The organism is Pseudomonas sp. GW822-FHT02E03 (assembly GCF_058802325.1).
Genome location: NZ_JBXAOA010000016.1, coordinates 22109 through 38944 on the forward strand (window position 1 = coordinate 22109; position 16836 = coordinate 38944).

The 16836-nt window shown below is 59.8% G+C and carries 15 protein-coding genes; 6 read left to right on the forward strand and 9 right to left on the reverse strand.

The features are described 5' to 3' along the window. The first annotated feature begins 96 nt into the window (after positions 1-96). The gene (locus tag AC1RQB_RS14175; RefSeq protein ID WP_063343336.1) at positions 97-717 is read left to right on the forward strand and encodes a cell wall hydrolase; all 621 of its coding nucleotides are present in this window, start codon (positions 97-99) and stop codon (positions 715-717) included. 321 nt (positions 718-1038) lie between these two features. Then, positions 1039-2940 (forward strand): potassium transporter Kup, encoded by a 1902-nt coding sequence (locus AC1RQB_RS14180; RefSeq protein ID WP_063343337.1) that lies wholly within the window; start codon positions 1039-1041, stop codon positions 2938-2940. 175 nt (positions 2941-3115) lie between these two features. Here the strand turns inward: AC1RQB_RS14180 and AC1RQB_RS14185 are convergent, their stop codons facing one another. Both AC1RQB_RS14185 and AC1RQB_RS14190 read right to left on the reverse strand, forming a co-directional pair. Further along, positions 3116-3700, reverse strand: coding sequence for an isochorismatase family protein (locus AC1RQB_RS14185; RefSeq protein ID WP_008068209.1), 585 nt, complete (start codon positions 3698-3700; stop codon positions 3116-3118). 51 nt (positions 3701-3751) lie between these two features. Continuing rightward, positions 3752-4822: an alkene reductase gene (locus AC1RQB_RS14190; RefSeq protein WP_063343338.1), complete on the reverse strand. Its 1071-nt coding sequence runs from the start codon at positions 4820-4822 to the stop codon at positions 3752-3754. 102 nt (positions 4823-4924) lie between these two features. Here AC1RQB_RS14190 and AC1RQB_RS14195 point away from each other — a divergent pair, with 102 nt between their 5' ends. Then, a complete protein-coding gene (locus AC1RQB_RS14195; protein ID WP_063343950.1) occupies positions 4925-5806 on the forward strand; it encodes a LysR family transcriptional regulator in 882 nt (293 codons plus the stop codon). A gap of 249 nt (positions 5807-6055) precedes the next feature. Further along, positions 6056-7771, forward strand: coding sequence for an amidase (locus AC1RQB_RS14200; protein WP_063343339.1), 1716 nt, complete (start codon positions 6056-6058; stop codon positions 7769-7771). A gap of 315 nt (positions 7772-8086) precedes the next feature. Here the strand turns inward: AC1RQB_RS14200 and AC1RQB_RS14205 are convergent, their stop codons facing one another. The 3 genes from AC1RQB_RS14205 to AC1RQB_RS14215 form a co-directional block, all read right to left on the reverse strand. Continuing rightward, positions 8087-8827 (reverse strand): Mut7-C RNAse domain-containing protein, encoded by a 741-nt coding sequence (locus AC1RQB_RS14205; RefSeq protein WP_063343340.1) that lies wholly within the window; start codon positions 8825-8827, stop codon positions 8087-8089. Between the two features lie 31 nt (positions 8828-8858). Beyond that, positions 8859-9338 (reverse strand): VOC family protein, encoded by a 480-nt coding sequence (locus tag AC1RQB_RS14210; RefSeq protein ID WP_008068215.1) that lies wholly within the window; start codon positions 9336-9338, stop codon positions 8859-8861. Positions 9339-9446: 108 nt separating this feature from the next. After that, positions 9447-9743, reverse strand: coding sequence for a hypothetical protein (locus AC1RQB_RS14215; protein WP_081235315.1), 297 nt, complete (start codon positions 9741-9743; stop codon positions 9447-9449). Positions 9744-9876: 133 nt separating this feature from the next. Between AC1RQB_RS14215 and AC1RQB_RS14220 the strand changes: the two genes are divergently transcribed. After that, positions 9877-10269, forward strand: coding sequence for a GFA family protein (locus AC1RQB_RS14220; protein WP_063343341.1), 393 nt, complete (start codon positions 9877-9879; stop codon positions 10267-10269). 156 nt (positions 10270-10425) lie between these two features. Here the strand turns inward: AC1RQB_RS14220 and AC1RQB_RS14225 are convergent, their stop codons facing one another. The 3 genes from AC1RQB_RS14225 to AC1RQB_RS14235 all read right to left on the reverse strand — a co-directional run bounded on the left by AC1RQB_RS14225 (position 10426) and on the right by AC1RQB_RS14235 (position 13322). Beyond that, entirely contained in the window at positions 10426-11352 is a 927-nt protein-coding gene (locus AC1RQB_RS14225; RefSeq protein WP_063343342.1) for a sugar ABC transporter substrate-binding protein, read from the reverse strand. A gap of 162 nt (positions 11353-11514) precedes the next feature. Beyond that, positions 11515-12303, reverse strand: coding sequence for a TIM barrel protein (locus tag AC1RQB_RS14230; protein ID WP_007904524.1), 789 nt, complete (start codon positions 12301-12303; stop codon positions 11515-11517). Beyond that, positions 12300-13322 carry a Gfo/Idh/MocA family oxidoreductase gene (locus AC1RQB_RS14235; protein WP_063343343.1) on the reverse strand — a complete coding sequence of 341 codons (1023 nt, stop codon included), beginning with the start codon at positions 13320-13322 and terminating at the stop codon, positions 12300-12302. Before AC1RQB_RS14235 ends, AC1RQB_RS14230 begins: the two co-directional genes overlap by 4 nt. A gap of 200 nt (positions 13323-13522) precedes the next feature. Here AC1RQB_RS14235 and AC1RQB_RS14240 point away from each other — a divergent pair, with 200 nt between their 5' ends. Beyond that, on the forward strand, positions 13523-15544 hold the full coding sequence (locus AC1RQB_RS14240; protein WP_063343951.1) for a sigma-54 interaction domain-containing protein: 2022 nt from the start codon (positions 13523-13525) through the stop codon (positions 15542-15544). Positions 15545-15753: 209 nt separating this feature from the next. Here AC1RQB_RS14240 and AC1RQB_RS14245 read toward each other — a convergent pair whose 3' ends face one another. Further along, the gene (locus AC1RQB_RS14245) at positions 15754-16803 is read right to left on the reverse strand and encodes a LacI family DNA-binding transcriptional regulator (RefSeq protein ID WP_063343344.1); all 1050 of its coding nucleotides are present in this window, start codon (positions 16801-16803) and stop codon (positions 15754-15756) included. Positions 16804-16836: the final 33 nt, after the last annotated feature.

Below are 16836 nucleotides of genomic sequence, written 5' to 3' on the forward strand. Positions count from 1 at the left end.
CGGCTGGAATAACGTGCGGCGACTACAATCACAGCAGGTCAGCGCTACAACATCGCCGTTTCATTGCTCAAGCCAGTGTCATCGGAAGGATCGATCATGCGATTTAAATGGGTACTCACCTGCTTCGCAATCATCCTTTTAGGCGGCCAGGTGTTGGCGACTGAGCAGGAGCAAAAACAGGAAGTGGCTGAAGACAAGGCGCAGGTCCTGGAAGAGAAAGCCGCCGAGAAGGACAGCGAACTTCCGGTGCCCAAGTCCGAGGTCATCACCCCGTCCGAAGTGCAGGCGGTCGATCCGGCAGGCGCAGCCCCTCTGGACGATGCAATCACCTGCCTTGCACGCAGCATCTATTGGGAATCCAAAGGTGTGGCCGGTGCGGATATGGAAGCCGTCGCCAGCGTGGTCATGAACCGGCTCGGCCATGAGGGTTTTCCCGATACGGTGTGCGCCGTGGTCAAGCAAGGCTCTGAAACGGGCTCCTGCCAGTTTTCATGGTGGTGTGACGGACGTGCAGATCAGGTAAAGGAAGACGACGAATATGCCCTCGCCAAGGAAATCGCGCGCAAGGCACTCAACAAGCAACTCACGGACCGAACCCATGGTGCCTTGTATTTCCACGATAGAACGGTGAAGCCCGCCTGGGCGAAGAAATACGCCAAGACGGCTGAGACCCGGAAGTTCCTGTTCTATAAACCTCGTGGCGGGACGGCAAAATAGGAGTGAATCGCTTGATGATCATTGGCGGAGGGTGCTGCCCGTACAATTTTACGAATTCTTTACGGTCGATATTCTCCTTCGCGACGATACTTGCCGCGTTTTTTTGATCATGAATATGCCTGTAATTTTTCCTGATTCCAGTCAGTTAAGTGCGAAACCTGTGGGAGCGGGCTTGCTCGCGAAGACGGTGGCCCATTCAACATTAATGTCGCCTGACACACCGCTTTCGCGAGCAAGTCGAATCGTCGCACCGCCGCTCCCACATGGATTTCGCTAAACTGACTGACATTGCAATCCTTCCTCCTTATCGAGAAGCTACCCGTGAGCGAAACAGCGATCCCGGCCCATGAAGAATCCCATTCCAAAACCTCGGGAGTGGGCTTGCTCATCGCCGCGGTGGGCGTGGTTTATGGGGATATCGGCACCAGCCCTCTTTACACCCTGAAGGAAGTGTTCGCCGGTCATTACGGAGTCCAGGCCAATCACGACGGTGTACTGGGCGTTCTGTCGTTGATCTTCTGGTCACTGATCTGGGTCGTCTCGATCAAGTACGTGCTGTTTATCCTTCGTGCCGACAACCAGGGCGAAGGGGGCATCATGGCCTTGACGGCACTGGCACGTCGGGCCGCTGCGCCGTATCCCAAAATGAGCAGGGTCCTGGTATTGCTTGGCCTGTTTGGCGCGGCACTTTTTTACGGCGACAGCATGATCACCCCGGCCATCTCGGTGCTCTCTGCGGTTGAAGGGCTACAGCTTGCGTTCGATGGCATTGAGCATTGGGTGGTTCCGCTGTCCGTGGTCGTCCTGGTAGCGCTGTTCCTGATACAGAAACACGGCACGGCTCGTATCGGCATCCTGTTCGGCCCGGTCATGGTGCTGTGGTTTGTGGTGTTGGGTGCGCTCGGCATTTACGGCATCTTGCAACGGCCGGAAGTTCTGCAAGCGCTGAATCCTGCGTGGGCGGTGCAATTTTTCGTGGTTCATCCGGGCATTGGCGTCGCCATCCTGGGCGCCGTCGTGTTGGCATTGACCGGTGCTGAAGCCCTGTATGCCGATATGGGCCATTTTGGTCGCAAACCCATTGCCCGAGCCTGGTTCATCCTGGTGCTCCCCGGCCTGGTACTCAACTATTTTGGCCAAGGCGCGCTGATCCTCGGGAACCCTGAAGCGGTACGTAATCCGTTCTATCTATTGGCACCTGACTGGGCGTTGCTGCCGATGGTCGCGCTCTCGACACTGGCCACCATCATCGCCTCCCAGGCGGTGATTTCCGGCGCGTTCTCACTGACTCGCCAGGCCATTCAGCTGGGTTACGTGCCGCGGATGTTTATCCAGCACACCTCCAGTCAGGAGCAGGGGCAGATTTACATCGGCATGGTGAACTGGGCGCTGATGGTCGGCGTCGTGTTGCTGGTCATCGGTTTTGAATCGTCCAGTGCACTGGCGGCGGCTTATGGTGTGGCGGTGACGGGCACCATGCTGATTACCACCATTCTGTCCTCGGCTGTTGTATTGCTGCTTTGGAAAACACCTCGTTGGCTGGCTATCCCGATACTCTTGGGTTTTCTCATAGTGGACAGCCTGTACTTCGCCGCCAATGCGCCGAAGATCTTCCAGGGCGGTGCGTTCCCGGTGATTGCCGGTATTGCCCTGTTCATATTGATGACCACCTGGAAACGGGGCCGAAAGATCATTGTCGAGCGGCTGGACGAAACCTCGCTGCCGCTGCCGTTGTTCATCAGCAGCATTGGCTCGCAACCACCCCATCGTGTGCAGGGTACCGCGGTATTTCTGACGGCCAGGGCGGATGCGGTCCCTCATGCCCTCTTGCACAACCTGTTGCATAACCAGGTGCTGCACGAGCAGGTGGTGTTGCTTACCGTGGTATCTGAAGACAGCCCACGTGTGGCGGCGGACCGGCGATTCGAGGTCGAGGCTTATGGTGAAGGGTTCTTTCGAGTGAGTCTGCACTTTGGTTTTATCGAGGAGCCCGACGTGCCTCTGGCGTTGAGCCTGTGCCATTTGAAAGAGCTGGATTTCAGCCCGATGCGCACCACTTACTTCCTCAGCCGGGAGACGGTTATCCCGACCAAACGTATCGGCATGGCTCGTTGGCGCGAAAGCCTGTTCGCGTTCTTGCTGAAGAACGCCAACAGCAACCTCAAATACTTCAAGTTGCCGCTCAATCGCGTGATCGAGCTGGGCACGCAGGTTGAGATGTAGAGGCAATGGGACCGCAAATGCGGCTAATGCCATTCAATTAAGCTTAAATGCAATCCCTGTGGGAGCGGGCTTGCTCGCGAAGAGGCAGTGTCAGCCGACATTGATGTTGCCTGACACACCGCTTTCGCGGGCAAGCCCGCTCCCACAGGTTTTGCGTTTAATGGCCTGGATGTTTCTAGCCTTGAAGCGCTTCCATCAGCACTTGCACCAACTGCCCACCTTGCGGCGTAGCCCAGCTTCCGGCGAGTTCTGCAATCAGCTGGTTGGTGGTCGTCAGCGTCACGCCGCCTTTATCCATCCGCCGCAGGGCGATGTCATCGGCCATGACACTCGGTGAGCCGCCGCCATCGGCCACCACCTGAACTTCATACCCCTCGCGCACCAGACTCAGCGCCGGATAGACCGTGCAGACGTCGTTGGTGACGCCGGCAATGATGAGTTTTTTTCGGCCCGTGGCTTTGACTGCGGCGGCGAAGTGTTCATCGTCCATCGCGTTGACGATACCCAGTCGTTTGACGCGGGAAGCGAATTCGGCGGGCAGGATCTGCTCCAGTTCACTGAGCAGCGGCCCCTGAGCGTATTCCTCCATGCTGGAGGTCAGGACCACCGGAAGCTTCAGAATGCTGGCTGCTTTGGCGAGCATCAGCGCATTGCGTTTCAGCTCTTCGAACGGAATGGATTTCACCCACCCCATCGTCCCCACCTGGTGATCGATCAACAGCAGGGCGGCATTGTCGGCACTGAATTTTTCGTACGTCATGATGATTCTCCTGGCAGTAAGGTTGGGGCATGCATCGGAATGGATGTTTCCTCAGGCGCTCTGTGCCGGGCTCATGGCCGGGTAATCGATATACCCTTGCGCGCCTGGTGCGTAGAACGTGTTTTTGTCCGGCACATTAAGCTCGGCGCCTGTGCGAAAACGCTCGGGCAGGTCGGGGTTGGCGAGGAATGCGCTGCCAAACACCACCGCGTCGGCCCGGCCCTCAGCGATCAGGGCCTCGGCGGCGTTTTGATCGAGTCCGCCACCGATCAGGTAGCTGCCGTCGAACAGTGGGCGCAACAAGGCGTGGTAGTCGACGCTGGCGCCGAACAGGGCAACGTGCAGATAAGCGAGATTCAGCCCGCGCAATTGCTCGACCAGCCAGGTGTAGGTTTCTTGCGGGTTGGCATCGACGATGTCGTTGAAGTTCATCTCAGGGGAGAGCTTGATGCCGACGCGATCACTGCCAATTTCCGTCGCCATGGCGTTCAACACCTCCAGTACAAAACGAGCACGGTTTTCAACCGATCCACCGTACTCATCCGTGCGCTGATTGCTGCCCGTCGAGAGAAACTGTTCAGGCAGATACCCCGAAGCGGCATGCAGTTCGACACCGTCGAAACCGGCCTCGATGGCCAGGCGTGCGGCCTGACGGTAGCCCTCGATGACCGCGGCAATCTCGACCACGGTCAGCGCCTGTGGGGTGACGAAATCCTCAAGGCCCGTGGCTGTCCAGGTCTGGCCGGCGGGTTTGATCGCGGAGGGGGCCTGTGGCAGGGCGCCGTCAGGCAACAGCGAAGGGTGCGATATGCGTCCGCAGTGCATCAGCTGCATGAAGATCCGTCCGCCGCGAGCATGTACGGCCTCGGTGACGTGCTTCCAGGCGGCCACTTGTTCAGCGGTTTCGATACCGGGAGTACGCACGTAACCCTTGCCAAGGGCCACAGGGAACACCCCTTCAGAGATGATCAACCCGGCACCGGCGCGCTGCGCGTAGTAGGTGGGGACCAGCTCGGTAGGCACCCCGTAATCATCGGAACGCGAACGGGTCATCGGAGCCATGACCATGCGGTTGGTCAGTGTATGGCGACCGATCTGGACCTGAGAAAAAAGCGAATGCATTGCGGTACTCCTCGGTAAACGATGTGGCTATCATTGATCAATCCGAATCCGGGATAAACCGGGTAAAACTGAATTGACTGATCCACTGATGGAGCAATGACATTGGAGTTTCTCAATGACATGGCGTTGTTCGTCGAGGTCGTGAAGGCGCGCAGTTTCCGCCGGGCGGCGGAGGCGATGGGGATGCCGAACTCGACGCTGTCGCGCCGGATAAGTGGCCTCGAGAAGGAAATCGGGCTAAGGCTTTTGCATCGCACCACGCGCAAGATCGAGCTGACCGAGGCGGGGCAGTTGTACTTCGATCGCTGCAAACGCATCGTCGACGAAGCCCGGCTTGCGCACGAGCAGCTCGGCGAAATGCTTGCCCGACCCAGCGGTGTGCTGCGGGCCTCGCTCCCGGTGGATTTCGCCAATATCTACCTTGCGCCGCTGATCGCGGAGTTTGCCCGGTTGTATCCCGGTATCAGCTTCGAGTTCGATCTGACCCCACGTCAGGTCGATCTGGTGAGTGAACCGGTTGATGTGGTCATTCGTATGGGCGAGCCCGCGAGTTCGAACCTGATCGCCCGTAAGCTCGCCAGTTTGCGCCGCGGCCTGTATGCCTCACCCCGTTATCTCGAACTGCACGGTGATCCGATTCAACCCACGGACCTGACCCGCCACGAATGCCTGCGTATGCGCGGCACGCGCGCCGACCGCTGGATACTCTCCGGCAGTGAAGGGGAGGTGGAGGTTGAGGTTGGCGGTCGATTCGAACTCAACAGCGTGGGAATGATTCGACGTCTGGCGACGCTGGACCTGGGTATCGCGTTATTGGGGGAAGGTATCGTTGCGCAAGACCTCGCCGATGGCACACTGCGCAGAGTCTTGCCGCAGTGGCAGGCTTCACCCGTCTCGGTTTACGCCCTCACCGAAACGCGGCTGTTGCCGGCGAAAACCCAGCGGTTTATCGAGTTTCTGCGTGAGCGGCTTCAGGATGCGTAGCGTTCCGGGCAGTTCATGGAGTGGGCTCTTTCTCTAATCTCATGCAAAATCACGGGTACAACGTACTCACCGCGTATTGATCGCAGATCCTGCATCAAGCGCCCTGAAATAAAGATGTTAAGCACGTATTGTGGATTATCGACCGCGCTAATGCAGTGCAACGAGAACCAATATGAAAACCCCATTTTGAGATGAATGATGTCCTTGAGCCCAAGATCCAGTCACCCATCACCCGCCGGCGGTAACAGCATGATCGAGGTCACCGAGGTTTCCATTGCCCAACTGCGTGCTGCGCTCGAATCGGGCCAGACGACGGCGGTTGAACTGGTCCAGGCCTATCTCGCCAGGATCGATGCCTACGACGGCCCCGACACGCCCACCGCCCTCAACGCAGTGGTGGTTCGCAACCCTGATGCGCTCAAGGAAGCGCAGGCGTCCGATGCCCGTCGGGCCAGGGGCGAATCGCTGGGGCCGCTCGATGGCATTCCCTATACGGCCAAGGACAGTTATCTGGTGAAGGGGCTTACCGCCGCCTCTGGAAGTCCCGCGTTCGCGAACCTGATTGCTTATCGCGATGCGTTCACCATCGAACGGCTTCGTGCCGCTGGCGCAATTTGCCTGGGCAAGACCAATATGCCGCCCATGGCCAACGGCGGCATGCAGCGTGGGGTGTATGGCCGGGCCGAGAGCCCGTACAACGCTGACTATCTCACCGCCCCCTTCGCCTCGGGCTCATCGAACGGCGCCGGTACTGCAACCGCCGCCAGTTTCGCGGCATTCGGCCTCGCCGAAGAAACCTGGTCGAGCGGACGTGGCCCGGCGTCGAACAATGGTTTGTGTGCCTATACGCCTTCGCGCGGAGTGATCTCGGTGCGCGGGAACTGGCCGTTGACGCCGACCATGGACGTTGTCGTGCCGTTTGCCAGAACCATGGCCGACCTGCTCGAAGTGCTCGACGTGGTGGTGGCGGATGATCCCGACACACGAGGCGATCTGTGGCGGATGCAACCTTGGGTGCCCATCCCGAGTGTCGCCTCGGTGCGTCCCGCTTCCTATGGGTCGCTTGCCGCGAATACCGATGCCCTCGCCGGAAAGCGCCTGGGTGTTCCTCGTATGTACATCAACGCGGATCCGGAAGCGGGCACGAGCGATGCGCCGGGTATCGGTGGCCCGACGGGGCAGCGAATCAACACCCGTCCTTCCGTGATCGGGCTCTGGGAAGAGGCTCGCAAAGCACTCGAAGCCTTTGGTGCCGAAGTGATCGAGGTCGATTTCCCGCTGGTCTCCAATTGCGAGGGTGATCGTCCTGGTGCACCGACGGTGTTCAACCGCGGCCTGGTTTCCAAAGAGTTCCTTCACCATGAGTTGTGGGATCTGACGGCTTGGGCGTTCGACGATTTTCTGCAGGCCAACGGCGATCCAAAACTCAATCGCCTGGTCGATGTGAACGGGCCGCTGATTTTCCCGCACGACCCGGGAACGCTGCCCAACCGTGAGGGCGACCTTGCCGCTGGCATGGACGAGTATGTGCGGATGGCCGAACGCGGCATCACCCCCTGGGACAAGATCGCCACGGTGCCGGACGGGCTACGCGGCCTTGAGCAGACGCGCCGAATCGATCTTGAAGACTGGATGGATCGGTTGGGGCTCGACGCGGTGATCTTCCCGACGGTGGCCGACGTTGGGCCGGCGAATGCCGATGTCGATCCGAAGTCTGCGGACATCGCATGGAGTAACGGTGTCTGGGTCGCCAACGGCAATCTCGCCATCCGCCACCTGGGGGTTCCCACGGTCACGGTGCCGATGGGAATCATGCCGGACATCGGCATGCCCGTCGGACTGACCTTCGCCGGTCGGGCCTATGACGATTCGACGCTGCTGCGCTTGGCTTCGGCGTTTGAGTCGACGGGGACGAAGCGATTGATCCCGCCGCGAACCCCACCGTTGTCGGGTGGTCAGAAATAGGAAGGGCGGGATTGGCGCACGGCACACGCGCCAATCCCGCCCGGTAACGGTAAGCCAGAGCAGTCTGGCTGTACTCAAACCGTCGCTCGCAAAAATAGTGTGCAGCGCAGCCGATGTGTATTCCCGGCAAAGGTGCAGTGTCTTGTCTTTCTAACGCAGTCCTGTCCAGGTTGAAGGGTGGATTTCATGAACAACATCATCTACATCGTCGGGGTAGTTGTGATCGTCGTGGTTATCCTGTCGTTCCTCGGGTTTGCATAGCCTCCAAGACCCTGCAAAAGCCAGTTTCCCTGGCAGCCGTCCCGATGCGCTCGGCTATCGGCCCAGCAGAGGTGCCAGCAGTGCACACATGCTGCGCCAGTGCGAACCCTCCCAGTAAACCCGTTGGCAGGCTTCGCAGCGCAGGAAGTGCGAATAGAGGGCGCCAACGCGGGGCGGCACCTGCAACCGGGCCACTTCCGGGCTGATCTCGTGCAGCGGCAGATTGCAGTGCAGGCACAGGCTGAATGGCCGCGCAGTACGCGCCAGGTCGAGGCGCTCGTACAATTCGCGCAGCTGCAGCGACGGTTTCAGGGCATGCACGTAACAGCCGTGGCTGATGATCCGCCGTTTGAGCAGTTCGCGGTCGCGGGTTAGCACAATGCGTCCTTGCTGCGCTGCGATCTCGGCGATCTCGCCGTCCTCGAGGCCATTGTCGTAGAGGGTGTCGAAGCCGCTCATGCGCAGCAGGTTGGCCAGCCCGCCAAGGTGCGCATCAGCGATAAAGCGCAGCACCCGTAAAGGTTGCGCACGAACCTTGAGCAGCGGGCTGATGTCCAGCGCTTCGAACTTGGGATACACCGCCAGCCGGTCATTGTCGAAAATCACCCGCTCCAAGCCCACCGACTCGCCATTGAGCAGCACCAGCTCGACCTCGGTGTGCGGTATTCCGAGCGCTTCGATCATGTGCTTGACCGTCGCCCCGCGTGCGCACTCGCAGGTGAAGGACTGCCGCCGCCGGTCGGCCGGCAGGAAATCGTTGAGCTCCTCGTAGAAGCGGAAGGTTGCACGGGTCATGTGAAACAGTATGGCAGGGCTGCAGCGCTGGTTAACCTTTCAACGCCGCTTCAATCGCAGCGATGTCGATCTTGCCCATCCCCATCATGGCGTCGAATGCACGCTTGGCCGCCGCTCGATCAGGATTGGCTATCGCGGCGGTCAGCACGCGTGGAGTGATCTGCCACGACAGTCCCCACTTGTCCTTGCACCAGCCGCATACATTTTCCTGGCCGCCATTTCCGACGATCGCTTTCCACAAACGGTCGGTTTCGGCCTGGTCGTCGGTCGCAACCTGGAACGAGAAAGCCTCGTTGTGCTTGATCTCCGGCCCGCCGTTCAGCCCCAGACAAGGGATACCCATCACCGTGAACTCCACCGTCAAGACATCGCCCTGTTTGCCCGCCGGATAGTCGCCAGGCGCGCGAAGGACAGTTCCCACGGCGCTGTCCGGGAATGTCTGGGCGTAGAACGTCGCAGCGTCCAGCGCGGTGCCGTCGTACCAGAGACAGATCGTGTTCTTGCTGATCATCTTGGTTCTCCAGAATTGGCGTGTTATTCAGTGCCCTCGGTCATGACCGACGGGTGTTTGTTCAGACGATTGACCGCGAACAGAATGGACCGTTTCGATGACGCTCTATTAATTTTTGCACTCCGACAACACTACCTGGCAGGTATTGGGCGTACCCCCGGATCGGCCAGCATAACGAATGCAATTATCCATGGATTTTTTGCGAGCCATGCTCAAGGTATCGCCCCAAGCCAGGCCGCCCTCGCCGGCAGTGGGTATCGCTTTTGCGTAGCAGTTTGAGCCTGTATTTGAGGCTGAATAGCGAGCCGTGGAAGCTTTGCCTGCACATCCCGCCATCAGCGCCAGGTTGATCGCGAGCAGGGAGGGCAGGATCCATGACGAACACTGGTGCGCTTTTCCGGTCATCCCGTATCCCCTGAAGCTAGAGGCGTGTTTGTGCTGGTGCTCTACTCAGATTAGTCGACCCATGGCCGTGGCTTCGCTACTATTTTCACAGTTTGCAAAGTCACAACCGTCGCTTGATCAGAGGAGACGCAGCATGGACCGATTCACCGGCGGTTGCCTGTGCGGCAACGTCCGAATCGAGGCGTCGGGACACCCATACCGGGTCGGCCTTTGCCACTGTCTCGATTGCCGCAAACATCATGGGGCTCTGTTTCACGCCTGCGCGATATTCCCTCAGGACGCGGTGACGATCGAGGGCGAAACACGCGACTATGCCGGACGGTTTTTCTGTCCTCGCTGCGGCTCCTCCGTTTTCGCCCGCACCGGCGACGAAATCGAAGTGAGCCTGGGATCCCTGGATACCCCTGACCAACTGACACCTACCTACGAAAGCTGGATCGTGCGTCGCGAATCCTGGTTGCCGCCGTTTCCGCTAACGCGACGATACGAGCGCGATCGTGACGCCACGGGGCGCTTTGAGGAGTAGGTCGCATGTACGGTGCGAAGACGCCCGGCCACGACCGCGGTATAGGTTAATGGCAGATTGCTGCCCGTCACCAAGGGCAGCAATCAAACTGCTTGAACGTCTGTGTTGCGACATGACTCAATGAACAAGCTCGACTAACCACGCAGCCGTTTGACGCTATTTATAATGCTGCTCAAACACCGCTACCTGATCCGGCGTGATCAGTTGAAAGGGCACCCAGACATCCGTCTCGACCGGCTCCCCTTTGATCATTTTGATGGCCGCTTGCAGCGCGCTGGTCGCTTGCGCTTTGGGGTCTTGAAAGACCGAGGCTACGAGCATTCCACGCTTGATGGCCGCCAGACCGTCAGGCAGGCCGTCGATGCCGACAATTGCAATCTCGCCCTTGGCTTTGCCGGCTTGCTGCAGTGCCATGGCGGCGCCGATGGCCATCTCGTCGTTGTTGGCCACGATGGCATCGAAGTCGGCGCCGGCCAGCAGCCAGTTGCTGGTCAGGTCCATCCCTTTGTTGCGCTGCCACTCGGCACTTTGTTGTTCGACGATCTTGATCCCGGGATAGTCCTTGAGCACTTGATTGACGCCTTCGGTGCGGTCTTGCGTGGAGTTTTGCGCCAGGTCGCCCTTGATGATCGCAATGTTGCCTTTGCCCGCCATCTTTTCAGCCAGGTAGCGCATTTGCAGTTGCCCGGCCTCAACGTCGTTGGACGCCACCGTGACCACGCCTTTGGGCAGGACGCGTTCGTCCGGATGGCGGTTGACGTAGACCAGCGGTATTTTCGCTTCGACGGCGGCGCGAGTCATGTTGGCGGTGGCGGCGGTGTCCACGGGCAGGACGATGACGGCATCCACTTTCTGGCCGAGAAAGCCCTGAACCTGATTGAGCTGGCGAACCACATCGCCCTGGGCATCCTCGAACTGGATCTGGACGTTTTCCTTCCTGGCGGCATCTTCCAGGCCGCTGCGCACATAGGTCATGAAATTGTCGTCAACCCTGGCAATGCTGACGCCGATGCGATAGCTGGCGGCGGCCCATTGGCTGAAGAGGAATAACAGCGTGGCAAAAAGAAGTGTGCAGCGACGCATGATGGTTTTTCCTTTTTTGTTATGAGTTGAAATTCATCAAGATCAAAAAAATGCGTAATGCGATCTGTAGCAGCTGTCGAGCCTGCGTTCGGCCCTGTAGGAGCTGTCGAGCCTGCGAGGCTGCTCCTACAAGGGCGGATCGCAGCCTCGCTGACCGGCATTTCAATCCAGCGTGAAGGCTAGCCGAAAGCGTTCAAGTGCCGCTTCGCTGTCGCCGCTGGCCCAGCCCTCAAGCCCGACGACACCGGTGTATCCCATGCGGAACAAGGCTTTGGCAATGGCCGGATAATGGATTTCACCGGTGCCCGGTTCCATGCGGCCGGGGACATCGGCGACCTGGATTTCCCCGATGGCGCTGCCTGCGCGCTGGATCAGTTCGATCAGGTTTCCTTCGCCGATCTGGGCATGGTAAAGGTCCAGGTTCATCTTCAGATGAGGGCTGCCCACGGCCTCGATCAGCGCCAGGGTATCGTCGGCGCGAGCGAAGGGAGTGCCAGGGTGGTCCACCTCGGTATTGAGGTTTTCCAGCAAGAATACCCGGCCCGCGTCTTCGCCCAGGCGAGCGATTTTTTCCAGGGTCTTGCAGGCGCTCAACCACATGCGTCCGGTGGTGTGGGCCACGGGTTTGACCGGCAAGCCTTTGTCACCCAAACCGGTGCCATGCAGGTTGAGGCTCGGGCAATTCAGTTGTGCGGCGACGGCCAGCGATTCTCGTGCGCTGTCGAGCAGGTGCTGGATGTCTTCGGGGTCGGTCAGGTTGCCCGAGATGTAGCCGGTCATCGAGGTGAAGTCAGCGCCCGTGGCGACAAGGGCCGCAATGTCTTTCTTCGTCCAGTCCCAGAGTTCGGCGCTGAAACCCAGCGCGTGAATGCGTTTGACGCGCTCTGTGAACGGCAAGTCGAGGAAGACCATCTCTGCACTGATCGCCAGTTTGAACGGTGTGAAACTCATGAATGGGCTCCTTGCACGCGCACAGGTTTGCCCTGCTGGAAGGACTCGATACACGCGCGGGCAATGGCCAGTGCAGCACGGGCATCTTCGCCGCTGGCAAGCGGTTTTTCACCGGTGCGCAGGCAGTCGACAAAGTGGTTGAGCTCGGCCACATAGGCATCACGCAGCAGGTCGGTGTCCAGGCGCTGGGTATCGGCCTGGATGCCATTGGCCAGATAACGAACCAGGTCAGACTCATTGACGCTGCCCATGGTCAGCATGCCAGCGCTGCCGAACACTTCCCCTCGAACATCGTAGCCATACACGGCCTGGAAATTGGCCTCGGCCGTCGCGATGGCGCCGTTGTCGAAACGGATCGTGACCACGGCGGTGTCGAGGAAGCCCTTGGCCTTGTAGTCCGGTGCAATCAGGGCATCGGCCATGACGAAAACTTCAACCGCTTCGGCGCCGGGATTGAGGTAGCGCAGAGTATCGAAGTCATGGATCAGGGTTTCGAGGAAAATCACCCACTGCGGCGAGGCCGCCGGGTTGTTCAGCGCCGGGTCGCGGGTCAGTGAGCGCAGCAGTTGCGGCGTACCGATGCGGCCGGCGACCACGTCCTGGTGGGCGGCCCGGAAGCTTTTGGCAAAGCGGCGGTTGAAGCCGACCTGCAGCGGTACGCGCGCATCGGCGGCTGCGGCGATGGCGCGGTCGGCCTCGTCGAGGGTGATGGCCATGGGTTTTTCACAAAACACGCCTTTGCCGGCGCGGGCCGCACTGATCACCAGTTCGGCATGGCTGCGGGCGGGGGCGGCAATCAAGACAGCGTCGATTTCCGGGTCATCGAGCAGTTGCTGTGGATCGGTATAGACCCGTTGCACACCCAACTCTGCGGCCAGGCGCGCGGCTTGACCGGGGGTAGGGTCGGCGATGGCGGCCAGACAGGCGCCGGGAATGTGTCTGGCGGCAGTCAGGCCGTGAAAGCTGCCCATGCGGCCAGCACCGATGAGACCCAGGCGGATGATCTTGGACGTACTCATGAAATGACTCCCTTTTATTGTTGTTCAATGACTCTCAGCAGGAATGTCCTCGCTGGCGTTAATCAAGAGAGCAAGGGCTGTGCCAATATCTAAATGCTTGATATTTAAGGAGTTAATTAATATTTACTGAAAGATGTGTTCATTCGCATGACATGTCTACACTGACATGTCTAAAACGTGAACATAGAAGCGGATCGATGATGGTGAACCCACAGCTAACAGCCTTCAGCGCGCAAGACCTCGATTACATCACCGCGCTCGGGCCTGCATCGTTGAACGAAGGACCGATCGCCGAGCTGGACCAGGCTTGGCTGGCTTGCCTGAAAGGGTGCATCGATCGACCTGCGGGGGTCAGGCAGGTTATCTGGGATTCCTGGCTGCGCAGCGTCAGTGCCGGCCTCGATCCTGAGGATGGCGAATACCGGTTTGTCGCCCCGACCGTGCTGGCCGCAACGCTGGCGGCCAATCGCGCCTTGATCGCCGCAGCGGCGGAGGTCATGAAGGGATTGCTGGCTTACAACCCCAGGGGCCATATCAATCTGACCGATGCCGCAGGCACGACCCTGTATTTCTGCGGCCTGGACCTCACGCCTGTGGGCAGCCGGCTGCTGGAGTCGGTGCAGGGCACCAACTGCACCGGGCTGGCGCTTGCCGAAGATCGCTTGGTGTATGTGCTGGCCGAGGAAAACTTCGGGATCGGCCTGCGTCGGCGGCGCATGCATTGTGCTGCCGCGCCGATCAGGGATGCGCAGGGCAGGACGCTGGCCATGCTGACCTTGACCGCCGAGCCGGGCTGGTTTCATTTCCATACACTGGGCACCGTCCAGGCAGCGGCGGAAGCGGTCTCGCGGCAGATGGCGCTTCAAGCTCTGCTGGAAGAACAACAAACCGTCCTCGAAGTGCTCAACGAGGGTCTTGTGGTGCTGGATGAGCGCGGCTGCATCAAGGCGCTCAACCGCTATGCCCGCCAATTGTTCCGCGTGGGCCGGGATCTGCTGGGCAGCCCGTTCCAGCGTCTGGGCCAGAGCGAGCTGACCGATGAGATTCTGCTGCGTGGCGGGAAAGGGCAGCAGTATGAAGGGATAAGGGACCTGGATTGCACGTTTGAATTGCATGATCGCAGCCACTTGGCGTGTCTAGTGTCGGTGTGCCCACTGGAACAGGGCGGGCGCATTGTTTCGTTGCGTGAGAACCGGCGCATCCGCGAAATTACCCGGCGGATCATCGGCACTCAAGCCAGCTACACCTTCGAGACCATTCAAGGCAGTTCGCGAGCCATACAGGATGCGTTGCACCTCGGGAAGATCGCCAGTCGCAGTGATTCGACCACGCTGATCCTGGGTGAAAGTGGCACCGGCAAGGAGCTGTTCGCCCAGGCGATCCATAACGCCAGCGAGCGTTGCAACGGTCCGTTTGTGGCCGTCAATTGCGGGGCCATTCCGCGAGATCTGGTGCAGAGCGAACTGTTTGGTCATGTCGAGGGTGCCTTCACCGGATCGGCCCGTGGAGGCTCTGCCGGGAAGTTCGAACTGGCCGATGGCGGAACGATCTTCCTCGACGAAATCGGTGACATGTCTTTCGATGCCCAGGTCAGCCTGCTGCGCGTCTTGCAAGAAGGCGAGGTGACTCGCGTGGGCGCGAAAAAATCGCAGCAGGTGGATGTACGCATCATCGCCGCCACCCACCGTAACCTGAGCCAGGCGGTTGCCGATGGCGCCTTCCGTGAGGATCTTTACTACCGGCTCAATGTGCTGAACCTGACGGTTCCGCCGCTGCGGATGCGTCGGGAAGATGTTCCATTGCTGGCGCGGCATTTTCTCAATCGTTGTGCCCGGTCGCTGCGCAAATCGGTGCAGGGCATCTCGCCAGAGGCGTTGGATATTCTTTCGGCCTATAGCTGGCCGGGTAATGTTCGTGAGTTGGAAAACACCATTGAACGTGCGACCAATCTGGCGGTGACCGAACTGATCCAGCCAGCTGATCTACCGCTTGAAATCAAGCAAAGGCTACGTCAGCCGGTGCCGGGAAGTGTGCCCGAACCCCTGGCTGCCCTGGACCTTGGCACCCATGAAATGAATGCGATCATCGCCGCCCTCAAGGATACCCGCGGCAACATCCGCCTGGCCGCGAGGCAGCTGAATGTTTCTCGCGGCGGGTTGTACAACAAGATGAATCGGTTCGGGCTGAGTGCCGATGCTTTCCGTTCGGAACCCGACTTCTGATGAGTAGGCTGAATGAAGAGCGACCTTGTGGCGAGGGAGCTTGCTCCCGCTGGGTCGCGCAGCGGCCCCAATAGGGCTGCCGCAGTTTTTCAGAAAGAACTCAGTGATCGGTTTTGGGGCTGCTACGCAGTCCAGCGGGAGCAAGCTCCCTCGCCACAGGTTTGGTGTGTCTGCGAAAGTGTGTGGATATTCTCGGACCCCTCACAGGTTCAGCCTCGAGCGTTCTCTGAGGTGATGATCTGCAACGGAATATGGATTCGATGCCGTATCGGGTCGAAGTCCGGCGTGGTCTGCAGCTCGACCAGCAAGTCGACCAGCGCTGCCGCCAGTAATCGCGGCTGAGAGTCGATCACCAAACTGATCAATCCCTGATTCAGGGCTTGTCGCGACAGCTCGGTCGACTCTTGCAGAATGCAGCACAGCGACGGCTGCTTCGGTAGCTGCGACAGGGCATTGATGACCCCGTCGCCGCCACCGCCGACCACGCACAACCCCCGCAAGTCGTCATGCCGTGCCAGCAGGTCCAGCGTCGCCTCTTCGGTGATGTCGCAATTGTCCAGATTGATCACCGCTTCCAGCAGCCGCAACCCTGGGGCGCGTTCTGCCAGGTAGCTGCGCAACCCCTCGACCCGCGCCTGATGGCCAAGAAAACGGTGGCCGCCGAGCAACACCCCGACGCTGCCTTTGCGGGCGCCACACGTGTGCGCCATCAGCCAACCCATGGTACGTCCGACCTCGTGATTATCCTGGCCGACGTAAGGCTCATCCGCCGCCTCATGAATGTCCGACAGCATCGCGATCACCGGCACGCCGGCCTCTCTGATCTGCGCGATGGCGGCATTGATCAGCGGATGCGCGAAGCTGACCACCGCCAGACCATCGCACTGCACCGCCAGTTGTTCGATCTGGGCAATGATCGCGCTGGGCGTGCGATCGAAAACGTACTCGAATTGAATGCTCAGGTTGGCGCCAGCCTGACGCTGCGCCGCCTCGGTGATGGCGGCGGCCACGTTGCCATAAAACGCCTGGGCGGTACCGAGCAAGAGGATGCCGAAACGATAGGTGGGACGACGTTCGCGGATCCGCTGGCCGATCAGCCTGGCAGCGAAATAACCGACCGCTTCGGCGGCCTGGAATACCTGCTCGGCGGTGTCCGGGTTGACCGGAGCCCTGGCGTTGAGCACCCGGTCCACGGTAGCGACACTCAAGCCAGCGTGTTCGGCAACGGTGGCGATGGTTGGGCGTTTAGTGTTGTTCATGGCGGGCCCCGCAAGCGCTTTGATAGAAAACTA

Bases quoted from the DNA above. Each gene is read 5' to 3' on its own strand.
- AC1RQB_RS14175 (WP_063343336.1), top strand. From the start codon at position 97: ATGCGATTTAAATGGGTACTCACCTGCTTCGCAATCATCCTTTTAGGC.
- AC1RQB_RS14185 (WP_008068209.1), bottom strand. From the start codon at position 3,700: ATGACGTACGAAAAATTCAGTGCCGACAATGCCGCCCTGCTGTTGATC.
- AC1RQB_RS14190 (WP_063343338.1), bottom strand. From the start codon at position 4,822: ATGCATTCGCTTTTTTCTCAGGTCCAGATCGGTCGCCATACACTGACC.
- AC1RQB_RS14200 (WP_063343339.1), top strand. From the start codon at position 6,056: ATGATCGAGGTCACCGAGGTTTCCATTGCCCAACTGCGTGCTGCGCTC.
- AC1RQB_RS14205 (WP_063343340.1), bottom strand. From the start codon at position 8,827: ATGACCCGTGCAACCTTCCGCTTCTACGAGGAGCTCAACGATTTCCTG.
- AC1RQB_RS14210 (WP_008068215.1), bottom strand. From the start codon at position 9,338: ATGATCAGCAAGAACACGATCTGTCTCTGGTACGACGGCACCGCGCTG.
- AC1RQB_RS14215 (WP_081235315.1), bottom strand. From the start codon at position 9,743: ATGACCGGAAAAGCGCACCAGTGTTCGTCATGGATCCTGCCCTCCCTG.
- AC1RQB_RS14220 (WP_063343341.1), top strand. From the start codon at position 9,877: ATGGACCGATTCACCGGCGGTTGCCTGTGCGGCAACGTCCGAATCGAG.
- AC1RQB_RS14225 (WP_063343342.1), bottom strand. From the start codon at position 11,352: ATGCGTCGCTGCACACTTCTTTTTGCCACGCTGTTATTCCTCTTCAGC.
- AC1RQB_RS14230 (WP_007904524.1), bottom strand. From the start codon at position 12,303: ATGAGTTTCACACCGTTCAAACTGGCGATCAGTGCAGAGATGGTCTTC.
- AC1RQB_RS14235 (WP_063343343.1), bottom strand. From the start codon at position 13,322: ATGAGTACGTCCAAGATCATCCGCCTGGGTCTCATCGGTGCTGGCCGC.
- AC1RQB_RS14240 (WP_063343951.1), top strand. From the start codon at position 13,523: ATGGTGAACCCACAGCTAACAGCCTTCAGCGCGCAAGACCTCGATTAC.
- AC1RQB_RS14245 (WP_063343344.1), bottom strand. From the start codon at position 16,803: ATGAACAACACTAAACGCCCAACCATCGCCACCGTTGCCGAACACGCT.